This window comes from Paenibacillus macerans, assembly GCF_050565405.1.
Classification (GTDB): domain Bacteria; phylum Bacillota; class Bacilli; order Paenibacillales; family Paenibacillaceae; genus Fontibacillus; species Fontibacillus macerans_B.
This window is the reverse complement of sequence record NZ_JBNYYG010000012.1, coordinates 34205-49034: the sequence shown is the minus strand read 5'-3', so window position 1 is coordinate 49034 and position 14830 is coordinate 34205. Positions and strand designations below refer to the sequence as shown.

12 protein-coding genes are annotated in these 14830 nt (G+C 54.2%); 1 reads left to right on the top strand and 11 read right to left on the bottom strand.

Annotated features, from left to right (window positions below; translation table 11 throughout):
- Positions 1-113: 113 nt before the first annotated feature.
- From ACQ4N8_RS10225 to dpsA, 8 genes are all read right to left on the bottom strand, one after another.
- A complete protein-coding gene (locus tag ACQ4N8_RS10225; RefSeq protein WP_430704254.1) occupies positions 114-2792 on the bottom strand; it encodes a DNA translocase FtsK in 2679 nt (892 codons plus the stop codon).
- Between the two features lie 81 nt (positions 2793-2873).
- On the bottom strand, positions 2874-3098 hold the full coding sequence (locus tag ACQ4N8_RS10220; protein ID WP_430704253.1) for a YlzJ-like family protein: 225 nt from the start codon (positions 3096-3098) through the stop codon (positions 2874-2876).
- Positions 3095-3865, bottom strand: a complete 771-nt coding sequence (locus tag ACQ4N8_RS10215) for a ClpP family protease (protein WP_430704252.1) — start codon at positions 3863-3865, stop codon at positions 3095-3097. The genes ACQ4N8_RS10220 and ACQ4N8_RS10215 overlap by 4 nt, the downstream gene beginning before the upstream one ends.
- 270 nt (positions 3866-4135) lie before the next feature.
- Positions 4136-5815, bottom strand: coding sequence for a ribonuclease J (locus tag ACQ4N8_RS10210; RefSeq protein ID WP_430704251.1), 1680 nt, complete (start codon positions 5813-5815; stop codon positions 4136-4138).
- 330 nt (positions 5816-6145) lie between these two features.
- On the bottom strand, positions 6146-7015 hold the full coding sequence (gene dapA, locus ACQ4N8_RS10205) for a 4-hydroxy-tetrahydrodipicolinate synthase (RefSeq protein ID WP_430704250.1): 870 nt from the start codon (positions 7013-7015) through the stop codon (positions 6146-6148).
- Positions 7016-7110: 95 nt separating this feature from the next.
- Positions 7111-8331 carry an aspartate kinase gene (gene dapG / locus ACQ4N8_RS10200; RefSeq protein WP_430704249.1) on the bottom strand — a complete coding sequence of 407 codons (1221 nt, stop codon included), beginning with the start codon at positions 8329-8331 and terminating at the stop codon, positions 7111-7113.
- A gap of 493 nt (positions 8332-8824) precedes the next feature.
- Entirely contained in the window at positions 8825-9418 is a 594-nt protein-coding gene (locus ACQ4N8_RS10195; RefSeq protein WP_430704248.1) for a dipicolinate synthase subunit B, read from the bottom strand.
- On the bottom strand, positions 9415-10314 hold the full coding sequence (dpsA, locus tag ACQ4N8_RS10190) for a dipicolinate synthase subunit DpsA (protein ID WP_430704247.1): 900 nt from the start codon (positions 10312-10314) through the stop codon (positions 9415-9417). Before dpsA ends, ACQ4N8_RS10195 begins: the two co-directional genes overlap by 4 nt.
- A 187-nt stretch (positions 10315-10501) precedes the next feature.
- On the opposite strand from dpsA, the gene ACQ4N8_RS10185 reads away from it, so the two are divergent.
- On the top strand, positions 10502-11539 hold the full coding sequence (locus ACQ4N8_RS10185; RefSeq protein WP_430704246.1) for a hypothetical protein: 1038 nt from the start codon (positions 10502-10504) through the stop codon (positions 11537-11539).
- Between the two features lie 346 nt (positions 11540-11885).
- Here the strand turns inward: ACQ4N8_RS10185 and dut are convergent, their stop codons facing one another.
- From dut to ACQ4N8_RS10170, 3 genes are all read right to left on the bottom strand, one after another.
- Positions 11886-12341, bottom strand: a complete 456-nt coding sequence (dut, locus tag ACQ4N8_RS10180; protein WP_430704245.1) for a dUTP diphosphatase — start codon at positions 12339-12341, stop codon at positions 11886-11888.
- Positions 12325-13578: a M16 family metallopeptidase gene (locus ACQ4N8_RS10175; RefSeq protein WP_430704244.1), complete on the bottom strand. Its 1254-nt coding sequence runs from the start codon at positions 13576-13578 to the stop codon at positions 12325-12327. The genes dut and ACQ4N8_RS10175 overlap by 17 nt, the downstream gene beginning before the upstream one ends.
- Before the next feature lie 92 nt (positions 13579-13670).
- A complete protein-coding gene (locus ACQ4N8_RS10170; protein WP_430704243.1) occupies positions 13671-14708 on the bottom strand; it encodes a polysaccharide deacetylase family protein in 1038 nt (345 codons plus the stop codon).
- Positions 14709-14830 lie beyond the last annotated feature (122 nt).

Genomic DNA, 14830 nt, shown 5'->3' with positions numbered 1-14830 from the left:
GGATTAACAAGGATGGGTAACTTTAGTATGACAAGCGTCGTCCCTTCCTATGCACCCTAAAATGTCGGGCAAGCTATAAAATGAAAGGGAAGGATCCCTCCGATCCGCAAAGATCAAGAGGAGATCCTTCCCATTTTGTATTGCTCGATAGACATAAGCACTTCCCGCGGTTTGCTGCCTTCATACGGCCCGACGATCCCTCTTGCTTCCATGGAATCGATTAGCCTTGCGGCCCGGGTATACCCGACGCGCATACGCCGCTGCAGAAGCGATACGGAAGCCTGCTTGGCCTCCAGTACGATCTGTACCGCTTGATCGTAAAGCTCGTCCAGAACCTCTTCCGTTTCCTGTACTTCATCGTCCACTTCGGGTACGAGGCTTTCGTCGTATTCGGCCTGTCCTTGGCCGCGCACGTAATTCACGATCGTCTCGACTTCCTGGTCGCTCATGAAAGCGCCCTGTACCCGAACCGGCTTCGAAGCGCCCATCGGCATGTAAAGCATGTCCCCGCGGCCCAGCAGCTTCTCCGCGCCGGCCATATCGAGTATCGTCCGCGAATCCACCTGGGACGAAACGCCAAACGCGATCCGCGACGGAATATTCGCTTTGATGACGCCGGTAATGACATCCACCGACGGCCGCTGCGTGGCAATGATCAAATGGATGCCCGCCGCGCGGGCCATCTGCGCGAGCCGGGCGATGGCATCCTCGACGTCGCTCGCGGCTACCATCATCAAATCGGCAAGCTCGTCCACGATAACGACGATATAAGGAAGAATTGCGTCGGGGTTGTCTTTCATCATCTGGTTATAGCCCTCAATGTTCCGGGCCCCGGATTTGGAGAACAGCTCGTAGCGTTTTTCCATCTCGACGACGATTTTCTTCAGCGCCAGCGACGCTCTCCGCGGATCGGTGACGACCGGCGTAAGCAAGTGCGGGATTCCGTTGTATACATTAAGCTCGACCATCTTCGGATCGACCATCATGAACTTGACTTCATCCGGTTTCGCCTTGAACAGGATGCTGGTGATGATCCCGTTAATGCAAACGGATTTCCCCGAGCCCGTCGCCCCCGCCACCAGGAGATGGGGCATCTTGGCCAGGTTGCCGACGATCGTCTGGCCGGAAATGTCGCGGCCGAAGGCGATGGTCAGCTTGGATTCGGCATCCATAAACGTCGGCGTCTCCATCACTTCGCGCATCGTCACGAGCGATACTTCGTTATTCGGCACCTCGATGCCGATCGCGGATTTGCCCGGGATCGGCGCTTCCATCCGAATATCCTTCGCCGCCAGCGCCAGGGCGATGTCGTCCGTCAGGTTCACGATCCGGCTGACCTTCACGCCGATGTCAGGCTGGATCTCATAACGGGTAACCGCCGGACCGCGAACGACCTCAAGCACCCTGGCCCTGACCCCGAAGCTCTCCAGCGTGGCTTCCAGCTTGCGAGCCGTCTGCATGTAATCGGCTTGATCACCGGACTTGCCCGCCCCGGCAGGTTTGGCCAGCAAGCGGAACGAAGGCATCTTGTACGGCTTCGGCGCCGGTTTGGGCGGCAGTATTACCTCGGCGGCGGTCGGATCGGCGGATGCCACGCGAGCCTCTGCGTGTTCCGCATCCCCCGTCAGTCCTGCCCCCCCGCCGGAGGATTCCCCGGCTTCCGCATCCGCCATCCCTTCCATGGCATCTCCCACCCTATCGCGGGGCTCGGCCGAAGACGCATTCGGCGCCAGGTACGCGGCGCCATTCTCCGCTTCGTCACCGTCATCGTCATGCAGCACGCCTTCTCGCTGGATATGATCGAAGAAGTCGCGGATGATCGGACCGGTATCGTTCGCAGCACTTGCAGGCGGTTCATTGTGCATACTTCCGGCGTAGTCCAGCTCATTCCAGTTAATTGCCGCCGTTGTTGGCGCGCCGCTTTCGGCCTCGTGCGCCACCGGATCAGCCTCGGAACGATCCGAAGCCTTCCCTTCCTCATCGGATGAACGCGCCTTGAAATTCAGCAGTTGAAAAAATACCGGTTTCTTGCGGACAGCCGCGGCGACCGGCTCGGTGCCGGAAGGCTCCTCCTCCGAATCCTCATCATACAGCGTGACGGCGGGAACCGCCTTCTCCATCCGCTTAGCCTTGCCCTGGACCGGTACCGGCCGCAGCATCCGCATCTTTTTCCCCAGACTTTCGCCCAGCACGCCCAATTTGGAACGCAGCAGGCGAAACAAATCGACGTACGACAGTCCGGTCACCAGCATGAAGCTGATCGCCAGCATTACGATCATGATAAGCTTGGCTCCAGCCATTCCGAACAAGGAGTACAGCAAAGCAAACTCCAGCCCGCCCACGTAACCGCCGCTGATATCCATGCCCAGCAAGCTGAACCCGGCATCCGCAGCGGATGGATGAAACAGCGCGCCTTGCAAGTCCCGATGGATTTGCCCCATGATGTTGCCGGAAGACAACGGCACCGCCGGGGCGATTTTCTGGGCCATGGCCGAAATGGTGCTCATCAGGGAAAACGCAAGCACTGCCAGCAACACGCCGCTGCGCCGCGCATTCCAGCGATTCGGCCATTTCCGGTTGATCATGACGGCCAGTCCTATGTAAATACCGATCAAAGGGATCACAAAATAAAACTTGCCGAGAATCAATGCGGCCATTTTCGATAACGTTCTCCCGACGGCCGCCTCCCCGGACAAGGCAATAATCGATAAAGTGATCAGGATGATTCCGTAAATTTCGTATTTGAGCATACTGCCAAAGGCAGCTTTCTTCTTCTTCCGTTTCCGTGCCAAACGAAAACACCCCCTAGATGAATATTATACCATATTCACAAAGGGGGTACCTATAGCGGATCCGCGAAAAGCGCGCCCGTCTTACTTGATAAGCGTAGGAAAAAAAGCGATTTGCCGGCCCGGCGCCAAATCCGGGTTTAAATAATCGTCCAGCTGACAGCGTAACAGACGAATGATGGTCGCCCGGTTACCGGCCTCCATCCGCACCTGCATCAAAACGCCGTTTAACTCGATTTCACCATACGCTTCCTGGTTTTCGGCGTTTTCCCAATAAGCCTCCTCCGGCAAAATCGTGTAGTGGGTCATTGCGTGATCCCTCCCGCTGCGTTCGAATTACGCCGTGCTTCGATCATGGAATTCAATTGGGTCAATCCTTCTCCGATACCTCCGATCGCATCGATCAGCCCGTATTTGACCGCATCGTTCCCCCCCACCGCGGTTCCGATATCCCGGTTCAATTCCCCCGTCTTGAACATCAGCTCCTTGAACATTTCCTCCGAGATCCGCGAATGGGTCGTGACGAAACGGACCACCCGTTCCTGCATCTTCTCGATGTATTCGAACGTTTGCGGAACGCCGATCACGAGCCCGGTCATGCGGATCGGATGGATCGTCATCGTAGCGCTCTCGGCGATCAAGGAATAATCGGACGCCACCGCGATCGGCACGCCGATGCTATGGCCGCCGCCGATGACGACGGTTACGGTCGGCTTGGTCAAAGAGGAAATCATCTCCGCAATCGCGAGACCGGCTTCCACATCGCCGCCTACGGTGTTTAATATGATTAACAGCCCCTCGATTCGGGGATTTTGCTCGGCGGCGACCAACTGCGGGATGAGATGCTCGTATTTGGTCGTTTTATTTTGCGGCGGCAGCACCAAATGCCCTTCAATTTGTCCGATGATCGTTAAACAATACACATTCGATTCGCCGGGCGTCGGCACCGCCGTTTGCCCCAACTGCTGAATCATTTCGGGAACGGTGGCTTCCTTCTTCTCCGGATCGGTTTGAGGCTGAGCGGGAGGCAGCTCGGATTCGCCCCGGACCGGCGTTTTGCTAATGTCCTTATTCATCGTAAGCCTTCCTTTCGGTTTCGGCCAAGTTAGCCTAGAGTCTCTTTTCTTTACGCAACCTCTAGTATGCCGACAACCTTCTCCTCTCTATGCAATGGCCGCGAAACGCAAGAAAAACCTGGCTCCTGTTCGCCAAGCTTTTGCGATTCCTATACCGTACTGCGTTTAAAGCAAAAAAAGCCCCTTCTCCCGCTAGGAACCGTCCAATTACCGGCGAGAGAAGAGGCGACTGTGTGCTTAAAGCCAAATTCTTGTATTACGATCCTTTTTTTATACTTCCATGATGATCGGCAGGATCATCGGTCTGCGACGCGTTTGTTCGTACAGGAAACGGCCGAGCGAGTCTTTGACGTTGGTCTTCAGCGAAGCCCATTCGTTAACGTTCTCGCTCATTAATTTCTCCAGCGTGCTGGAGACGATCCGATTCGCTTCGTCCAGCAAGCCTTCCGACTCGCGGACATACACGAAACCTCTGGAGATGATATCCGGACCGGAAACGATCGTGCCGTCCTGCTTGCTGAGCGTAACGACAACCACCAGAATTCCGTCCTGCGACAGCAGCTTGCGGTCGCGCAGTACGATATTGCCGACATCGCCGACGCCGAGGCCGTCGATCAGCACGTTGCCGGCCGGAACCTTGCCGGCTTTGCGGGCAACGCCGTTTTGAATCTCGATCGTTTCCCCGATATCCACCAGGAAAATATTGTCCCGTTCAACGCCCACCGACTCGCCCAGCAACGCATGTTTGCGAAGCATCCGATATTCGCCGTGAATCGGAATAAAGTACTTAGGCCGCATCAGATTAAGCATCAGCTTCAATTCTTCCTGGCTGCCGTGACCCGATACGTGAACGCCGGAATTCGAGCCGCTATAAATGACTTCCGCTCCCAGGCGGAACAACTCGTCGATGGTCCGGCCAACGTACTTCTCATTTCCCGGAACCGGCGTTGCGGCAATGATGACGGTATCGCCCGGCAAAATATCGACCTTGCGGTGAGTCGAACGGGCCATCCGCGTCAAAGCGGACATCGGTTCGCCCTGGCTGCCCGTGCAAAGAATGACGACGCGGTCCGCAGCCATTTTGTTGACTTCCTCGGGCTCGATGATAATTCCGTCAGGTACGTTCAAATACCCCAGCTCATCGGCAATCGTCACGACGTTCACCATGCTGCGGCCGATGATCGCCAGCTTCCGTCCGGTAGCGTAAGCGGCGTCGATAACCTGCTGGATCCGGTGCACGTTCGAAGCGAACGTAGCCACGACCACCCGCTGCTGCGCTTTATGGAAAATGTCGCTCAGCACAATGCCGACGTTTTTCTCCGATGGGGTAAAGCCCGGTCTTTCCGCATTCGTACTATCAGACAGAAGAGCCAAGACGCCTTTCTTCCCGATTTCGCCCATCCGGTGCAAATCCGCATATTGATCATTGACTGGGGTATGATCAAATTTGAAGTCCCCGGTATGAACGACGTTGCCTTCCGGCGTTTCGATGCAGACGCCGACCGAATCCGGAATACTGTGATTCGTCCGGAAGAAGGTGGCTTTCATCGTCGTACCCAACTCGATGGTCGAATCGGCGTTGATCAACACCCGTTTCGTTTCGCCGAGCAGGCCCGCTTCTTTCAGCTTGTTCTCCACAAGCCCTAAGGTCAGTTTAGTCCCGTAAACCGGAACGTTCAGGTTCTTAAGCACGTAAGGCAATCCGCCGATATGGTCTTCATGGCCGTGCGTCAGCACGATGCCTCTTACTTTATCACGGTTCTCCGTCAAGTAAGTGATATCGGGAATGACAATGTCGATGCCGAGCATGTCCTCTTCCGGAAATTTCAAACCGGAATCGATAACCACGATGTCATTGGCATATTGCACGACATACATGTTCTTCCCGATTTCAGCGACGCCGCCCAAAGCGAAGATCGACAATTTTTCATTATTCATTTTTTTAGACAAGTGAATCTAACCCTCCTAATTGATTTGGACGTCGTATCAAATGTTTCATATGGAAATGGCTCCGATCACTGCTTAACGATACAATTATCGCAGGAATAAACAACCGTCTCACTATGGACGGTCTGGCCGTTTCTCAAAGTCATTGTCTTTTAGAAAAAATTTCACCGCACCCAGTCACTTGAAACCATTATACATGATTAATTTGGTAAAATACAAGTCAGCGCTTAACCTACGTTTAACGTTACCTTGCTCCATAGCAAAAAAACCGATGCCTCCTTGCATGGCATCGGTTTCTGGAAATGCAGCACATATCTGGTTGGCGATAGCGTCTTACAAATTCAGCAAGTCGCGTATCCGCAAAGCTTCCTGCTCGCTTGGCGGTACGAGCGGGAGCCGAACCGAACCGACTTTATGGCCCGTTTCGTTCAACCCGTACTTGACGGCCACCGGGTTCGGGCACTCAAAGAGGCCTTTAAATAACGGCAACAATTGACGGTGCAGCTTGCCTGCCTCTTCCACGCGGCCCGCCAGGTACCTGCTAATCATCTCCTTGATTTCCTTTCCGGCCAAATGGCTAGCTACGCTCACAATTCCGTAAGCGCCTACCGCCATCGCCGGCAGCGCCGACGAGTCGTCCCCGGAGTATACCCTGAAATGATCGGGAGCTTTATTCACGATTCCGGCCACTTGATCCAGCGGTGCGCATTCCTTGGTAGCGACGACGTTCGGAATTTGGGCCAGCCTCAGCGTCGTATCCACGCTGAGGCTGACGATCGTCCGGCTCGGCACGTTGTACAACATGACCGGTAGGTTCGTCGAGTTTGCAATGGCTTCGAAATGGCGATACAGTCCTTCTTGATTCGGCTTGTTATAGTACGGAGCCACCAGCAATGCTCCATCGACCCCGAGTTTTTCCGCTTCCTGCGTCAAATGGATGGAGTGGGCGGTATTGTTGCTTCCCGTGCCTGCGATAATTTTGCAGCGCCCCGCAGCTTGTTTTACCGCGTAAGCGAACAATTCCAGCTTCTCTTCATCGCTTAGGGTAGGAGACTCACCCGTTGTACCGCAGATGACGAGGCTTTCGGTTTTTTGCTCCTCCACCAAATAATCGATCAGGCTGGCTGTTTGGTCCCAGTCTATATTCCCTTGCTCATCAAAAGGCGTTACCATGGCTGTAATCATTCTTCCGAAATCAATCACGCCATTTCCTCCTTCCATCTCCCGCATCGCGATTTATTGGCACCTCAATAGCATTCCCTGTCCCCTCGCCTCGTACCGATTAGGACATTAACGCATTAACGCCCCAGCTCGAATTTGGCATGCAGCGCTCGCAGCGCCTGAACCATATCATCCTTATGGACAAGTACCCAAATCGTCGTATTGGAATCCGCCGATTGCAAGATTTGAATCTCCTGTTCCGTCAGGGCCTCGACGATGTTAGCCATGATCCCCGGAACGCCGTTAATCCCGCCGCCGATGACGGAAACCTTGGCGCAGCCGGAACAAATTTGCGGAGAAAGCTCCAGCGATTTCAGCACCGCCTCGGCTTTGGCCGAATCTTTGTCGAATACGGTATAAACGACTCCGGTTGGGGTCACATTAATAAAATCAACGCTAATGGCATTTTCCGCCATCGCCTTGAACACTTGCAGTTGGAGGTTATGGGCACCGTTACCCGCGGATTCAACCCGGATCTGCGTCACATTCGCCACATAGGCTATCCCAGTCACGTAACGGTCCACGATGCCCAGCTGAACGTCTTTAAATCCTTCAGGATTGGCGACCAGCGTTCCTTCGCCCTGCGAAAAGGTCGAACGAACCCGTACCGGAATCCCGGCCTGCATGGCGATTTCCACCGCGCGAGGATGAATCACCTTGGCTCCTTGATGAGCCATATTGCAGATTTCCGCGTAACTGACGTAATCCAGCGGTTTCGCGTCTTCCACGATCCGCGGGTCGGCCGTCAGGATGCCGTTGACATCGGTATAGATATCCACCATTTCGGCATGCAGCGCAGCACCCAGCGCCGTAGCCGACGTGTCGCTGCCGCCGCGGCCCAGCGTCGTGAAATCTCCGCCTTGGTTCTGCCCCTGAAATCCGGTGACGATCACCACGTCTTTATGCTGAAGTTCTTCCAGCACTCTCGTAGGAACGATGTCCAAAATTCTCGCGTTGCCGTATTGGCTATCCGTGCGGAAGCCCGCTTGCGCGCCGGTCAATACCACCGAAGTGATCTCGGCCTCAGCCAGAAGGCTGCACAGCTTGGCGGCAGAAATAATTTCGCCGCAAGCCAGCAATAAATCCTGTTCGCGCGGAGGCAAAGTGCCGTTTCCTTCGGCAACCAAATCCAGCAGCGTATCCGTCGCATAGGGATCGCCTTTCCGGCCCATGGCCGAAACCACCACGACGAGCCGAAAACCGTTGTCCAGTTCCCGGCGAATGTGTGAGATGACATGCTCTCTCGCTTCCTTTGTAGAGAGGGACGTGCCACCAAATTTTTGCACCAAAATGCGCATGGGTATTCCTCCAGTTAATAGTTGCGGAGTAAAGCGATGACTTCATTCCGTTGTTCAATTAGTTGTGCGTACGAAGGGCTAATGCTTACCCTTTAGCCGCAATGATCTCCGCGATTTGTACGGCATTCCATGCTGCGCCTTTGAGCAAATTGTCCGATACGATCCTCGTTTTAAGGGTCCGATCCTGATTCAACGCGGCGCAAACGGCCACAAAAACATCGTTTTTGCAGCAGCCGAGTTCGCCAAAGGATAAGCTTGGTTAGCCGGGTCGTCTACGACCTGAACACCGGAATTTGGCCGGAAGCCGTTTCACTTCCTCCAAATCGCAAGCCTGCCTGCGATGCGCATGCCGATTTGGAGTGGCCGTATACAACGGGAATGCGAACGCAAGTCCAGCGACTTCCATCGGCGCATCCCCGAATATTTTCTTCGTTCCGGCAAAGAGCCTCCTTTACTGCATTCAGCCCTTTGCTGGCGGCAGACTTAAACGGGATCAACCATGAAAGCGTTCAATAATTAGCGGTTGCAGCTGTTTACCTTCAAGCGCTGCATAGCAGGCTTCCGGAACCAGCTCCATATTCGCCACAAGCGAGTTTGGTTTGCCGGTTGGATTGTCTTGGCCGAACGGGACGAAATATACGTTTTTGGCCACGATCAGCTTGGCGATGTTCGCCAAATTAAAACCTAAACCGTCATTTGTCGACACCGCGATGACAAGCGGACGTCCGTTCCGCAGCTGGGCTTTGGCCGCCATCAGCACGGGACTGTCCGTTACCGCATTGGCCAGTTTGCTCGTGCTCGTTCCCGTGCAGGGAGCAATGACCATCACGTCAAGCAGCTTGCTCGGACCTAGCGGCTCCGCTTCGACAATTGAAGAAATGATATCATTCCCTGTAATATCTTTCAACTGTTTTCGCCAATCTTCCGATTTACCGAAACGGGTATCCGTCATCAGGACCGACTGGGAAATAATCGGAACCACATTCGCCCCTCCGTCGACAAAACGCTGAACCTGAGGCATCACCTCAGCAAACGTGCAATGCGAGCCTGTAATGGCATAACCTACCGTTTTCCCCTGCCAATTCACTCTTCATCCCCCCGTAAATGATACTCATCCAAAATCGACTGACAAATCGTGTTGGCCATAATGATTCCAGCCGTTTTGGGAGCGACGATTCCGGGAAGACCGGGCGCGAGGATCGCCTTGATTCCGCGCTTCTCGGCAAAACGGAAATCCGTTCCGCCGGGAGCCGAGGCAAGGTCGATAATCACGGCCCTACGGGGCAATTTCGAGATGATCTGCGCTGTGACTATCATAGTCGGAATTGTGTTAAAAATCAAGTCAACATCCCCGACATTAGCGGCCAAATCCCTTGTCGCAAAAGGCTTCCAGCCCATTTGCACCGCCCGTGCCACATCGTCCTCCCGCCTTACCCCAACCTTCACCGTCGCCCCTAAACCCTGCAAAGTGCCCGCCAGCGTAAAACCCGTTCGCCCGATCCCCAGCACGATGCAGGCTGATCCGTGAATCGTAATGTCCGTATTCTGGATCGCCATCATGACGGCGCCTTCCGCCGTCGGAATCGAGTTGTAAATGGCGACGTCGTCGCGCTCCAGCAGCTCGATGATTCGGAAGCCGTGTTCGGCGCCCATCCGCTTCAAGAAGCTTTTGGCAATTCCCGTATATACCAAAGCATCTTTCCGTACAGCCGAGAACCATTCCTGTTTGATGACAAGCTGTTCCGCGGAGAACGGTGCCGGAATGACGCCGTGATCATCGCAACCGATTACCGGAAGGATAATGACGTCAGCGCCGGCAATCAATCCGGGACTTAACGTTTCCTGTGATACTCCCGTGAGCGGAGTATCCAGCCGGTCGAAGCCTGCGACTCTCACCGTAGCATCCAGCTCCAGGCATTTGTTGATCACCTCAACCTGGCGGGCGTCTCCACCAAGGAACACAATCGTTATTCCGGTCAGCATTCTTAGATGGCACTCCTTCCAAGCAACACAGTATAGACCATCTTATGCCGCTGCCTACGAAGTGGTGAAACACGGAGCCCTATTCTTGCGCGCAGACGGCGAGAACCAAGCAGGTGTGAAATGAATCATAGCGATTGGGATACTTTTATTCGTAGGATACACCCAATATATGGTGGCGGGTCGCGCGATGCGAAAACGCGCTCTATTTCCGGTCATGTCCATAGCTTGTTTACTGCTCGTTCTGACTGTTTTTCTTGTCTCGAACCGATTTGGAGCCAAAGAACCCGAGCCTAAAATCGAGGCAGCCAAGCAAACTCAGCAGGACGTCTCCAGCAATGAACTTTCAGATTCTTCGCTATTGAGCGAGACCGAAATGAAGGAAGACCTGGACTACCTCTTAAGTACGCTGGGGCAGGTGCACCCGTCGCACATCGACGGCTGGAACGAAGAACAAAAAAACGTGATTGAGCAAATATACCGCTCGGCCTCCCAACAACCCTTGACGTTGGAACGATTTTATTTTGGGGCCGATGAGATCGTGGCCTTGCTGCATGACGCCCACACCAATATCAGCCCTGCTTCCTCCTCTACTTACTTTTTGAACCTGCCGCTGTTTTGGACCCCGGAGGGACCCGTCGTGCTGAGATCGACACCGGAACTACAACGTGGAGACCTTTTGCTCGAGTTAGGCGGGCTTACGCCACCGAAGTTGCTGGACCAGTTGTCCAAAGTGATTCCGGCGGAAAACGAAAACTGGGTGAAAGTTCAGGGCGTTTCTTTGCAGGCCAGCAAAGCTTTTCTGGATCGCCTGAACCTGTTGGAGGACGGAAAATCCCGTTTGAAAATCGACCGGAACGGCGAGATCATCGAAGCGGAGCTGCCGCTGGTTAATCGGCCGCAGTATCTTGGATTATCGAATACGCCGTACGAAGTCGGCGGAAGCTTTTTTAATTATTCGATCGACGAAAGGTTGTCCTTAGGTTTGCTGCGAATCAATACATGCGCCGTAAACGACGAGTATCTGGACACCGTGGCAGATTTCTTCGCCGAAGTCCGGCAGAAGGGCATTCAGCACATTGCCGTCGATTTGCGGAATAATTTGGGGGGAGACTCCACCGTAATTGACGTATTCATGAGTTATGTCGATGTGGACGAGTACCGGAGTTACGGCCTTGCTTCGTTACTCTCCTCAAGTCGTCGAAAAATACGGAGGAGACGTGGATAGCGGCCTTCGCCGATTCCAAAAACTAGTCATCCGGAAAACGCAAAAAGACCGTCCGATTTTTTGGGACGGTCTTTAATGTGTACGCGTGGCATGGCCTGAAAAAAGGGACTTTTTTAGCCTTATTTTGCCGTCTTTACTCTTTGCATAATAAAAAGGGGCAATTTATGGCCTTATTTCCGCCGGAAACTCGAGAAATTACGGTTTTTTAGCGTTTTGATGAAAATTAAGGGCACAAAATTCCTCTATTTTACCGAGAAGCCCTGCATTTACGAAAATAAGACCACTTTATGCCTCTATTTCCGGAGGGTACTGACCAATGGGTGCTTCCCGCTCACGATCCTCGTGGTTACTTCGTTCCGGTGTGTCCGAAACCGCCGGCGCCGCGTACGGTCTCGGACAACTCGTCCACCTGCACCAGGTTTACCTCGGGCACGATCTGGAACACCATTTGCGCAATCCGCTCGTTGCGTTTGATCGCAAACGGCTCTTGTCCCAGGTTGATCAGCAGCACTTTGATTTCGCCGCGATAGTCGGCATCGATCGTGCCCGGCGTATTAAGGCACGTAATGCCGTGCTTGTACGCCAGCCCGCTGCGCGGGCGGATTTGGGCCTCCAGCCCGCCGGGCATCGCGATCGCGATCCCGGTCGGCACGAGGGCCCGCTGACCCGGCTGCAGCACCAGATCCTCCGTAACGGCCGCATACAGATCAAAGCCGGAGGCCAGCTCCGACATTTTGCGGGGCAGCTCGATATCTTCATTCCCCGCCAAACGGTTTAGTTGCACTTCAAATGACAAGTTCATCTCTCCTTACTCCCGATATGACTTTGTCCGACGAGCCCACCATGGCGAGCGAAAAAGGCTGCTTAAACATCCCCTTCAGCACTTGGTTCACGTCGTCCATCGTCACCGCCTCGATGCGGGCGATCATTTCGTCCAGCGTATAATGCCGGCCGAGCATCAACTCGTTTTTGCCCAAACGGTTCATCCGGCTGCCCGTGCTCTCCAGGCTTAGGATCAAACTCCCTTTCAGTTGCTCTTTCCCCTTGCTCAGCTCGCTATCGGTGATCCCGTTCACGGACACGTCATGCAAAATTTCCTTCGTTAATTCAAGCACCTCTTTGGTTTGCCGCGGAGCGGTCCCCGCATAAACGGTAAACAGCCCGCTGTCGACGTGGGAGCTATGGTAGGAATATACCGAATACGCCAGCCCCCGCTTCTCGCGGATCTCCTGGAACAGCCGGGAACTCATCCCGCCGCCAAGAGCGTTATTCAGCAGCACCATGGCATATTGCTTCTCCTCGCCCACGGGCAACCCCGGAAAGGACAAGCAGATATGATTTTGCTCCGTTTTCTTGCGATGGAATTTCAAACCTCCGAGAAAATCGGGGGCCGCCAGCGGAGCGGACACGCCCCGGTTCCCGAAATCGCCGAAAACCTTCTCCAACAGCTCGATCACGCTATCGTCAATGTTTCCGGCCACGCTGATGACCGTATTTTCGATCGTATAATGCTCGCGCATATATTCCCGGAGATGTTCGGACTCCATCGCGCGCAGTTGCTCTTCGGTGCCCAGGATCGGCAGCGCCAGAGGGTGATCTCCGTAAGCAGCCTGGGATACGAGATCATGCACCATATCGTCCGGCGTATCCTCGTACATGGAGATTTCCTCGACGATGACGTTTTTCTCTTTCCGCAGCTCCTCGGCATCGAACAGGGAACGGAAAAACATATCCGACAGCACATCCACCGCGATCGGCAAATGCTCATCCAGCACCTTCGCATAAAAACAGGTGTATTCTTTGGACGTAAACGCGTTCACGTTTCCGCCGATCGCATCGAACTGCTCGGCGATATCCTTGGCGCTGAATCGCTCCGTTCCCTTAAACAGCATGTGCTCGATAAAATGCGAAATGCCGCCCAATTCGGGTCTTTCATTGCGCGATCCGGTCTTGACCCATATGCCGAACGATACCGAGCGGCAAGTCGGTATTTTCTCCATAACCACCCGGAGGCCGTTTTTTAATTGCGTTTTGTTCACGAAAGGTCCTCCTAAAAGTTTTCCAAAGCATTACCCTTTGATTTGCTCGGTTAATAAATGCATCCCTATCCTACCAAAAAAAGGCGTCCAGCTCAACTCTGCGGAACTTCGACCCGATCAGGAGAGAGCGTCTGCTCCACCGTTCCAAGCGCCAGCCCCTTGCTGCGGATCACCCGGATCATGTCGCTTAAGGCATCGCGGCTGGAAGCCGTTGGATGCATCAAAATAAGCGAGCCCGGTCCTACTTTGCTGCTGATTTTGCTGACGATGCTGGATGCCGGAGGTTTTTGCCAGTCCACCGTGTCCACGGTCCACAGCACCGTCTTTAATCCCTGCTCGGCGGCCAGCTTGACGGTTTGCATATTGAAATCGCCGGATGGCGGAGCGAACCAACGGTTGTCGACATCGAGTTTCTCTTTTAGCAAATCCTTGGTTTTGGATATCTCCAGCCGGGCCCGGGAGGCTTCCAGTTGACTCATGTTCGGGTGCGAATAGGCGTGATTTTCGATCTGATGCCCCCGTTTCTTGATTTCGGCGGCCAGTTCTCCGTTCTTCTTCAGCCAGCTGCCATCGAGGAAAAAGGTGGCCTGTACATTGGCCTTGTCCAACGTGTCCAGCATCGGAACCAGATACTCGTTGCCCCATGCCACATTGATCATGAACGCCGCCATCGGCTTGTTCGGGTTGCCCCGGTAAATCGGCTGTGCACCTAAGTCGTCCAGGCTCACCTTCGGTTTGATTTCCCGGTACACGTATTCGATCTCCGCACCCTCCGGCAACTGTTTGGCCTTCGCATAGGTTCGCTCGATATCCACTTCCCGCCCGTTGTATCCCGGCACGGCTTTCCAAACCCGATCCACCACGGCATCTATCGGCGCAATCCACCGTTTGGCGCCCTCCTCGCGGATCTTCGCTAGCAGGTCGTCTTCAAGTTCGCTTTTGCCGCCGTTTGGCGTTCCGTCATTCTTCTCTTGCCGGCCGTCGACGATATCATTGAACAGCCTGAACGCATAGCTGCCGCGCTCCGAGTCCCCGCTCCCGTTCACAAACGCCCGGATCCCGGCAAATTGGCCTAATATCATGACAAAGGCGATGCATATCGCGATGATGGCGAACTTGTTCCGACCCATGTTAGGCTCATCCCTTCAACCGTTTTAGTCCCCATCATATGTTGACAAGCCCGGATTTATGCAGAAATTAGCAAATGGCCTAGGGTTCGCGGACCGAAGCGCATTAAAAAAGAGCCAGAATG

Excerpts from the sequence above, each read along its gene's own strand:
- ACQ4N8_RS10220 (WP_430704253.1), bottom strand. The coding sequence starts at position 3,098 with ATGACCCACTACACGATTTTGCCGGAGGAGGCTTATTGGGAAAACGCC.
- ACQ4N8_RS10215 (WP_430704252.1), bottom strand. The coding sequence starts at position 3,865 with ATGAATAAGGACATTAGCAAAACGCCGGTCCGGGGCGAATCCGAGCTG.
- dapG (WP_430704249.1), bottom strand. The coding sequence starts at position 8,331 with ATGCGCATTTTGGTGCAAAAATTTGGTGGCACGTCCCTCTCTACAAAG.
- dpsA (WP_430704247.1), bottom strand. The coding sequence starts at position 10,314 with ATGCTGACCGGAATAACGATTGTGTTCCTTGGTGGAGACGCCCGCCAG.
- ACQ4N8_RS10185 (WP_430704246.1), top strand. The coding sequence starts at position 10,502 with ATGCGAAAACGCGCTCTATTTCCGGTCATGTCCATAGCTTGTTTACTG.
- dut (WP_430704245.1), bottom strand. The coding sequence starts at position 12,341 with ATGAACTTGTCATTTGAAGTGCAACTAAACCGTTTGGCGGGGAATGAA.
- ACQ4N8_RS10170 (WP_430704243.1), bottom strand. The coding sequence starts at position 14,708 with ATGGGTCGGAACAAGTTCGCCATCATCGCGATATGCATCGCCTTTGTC.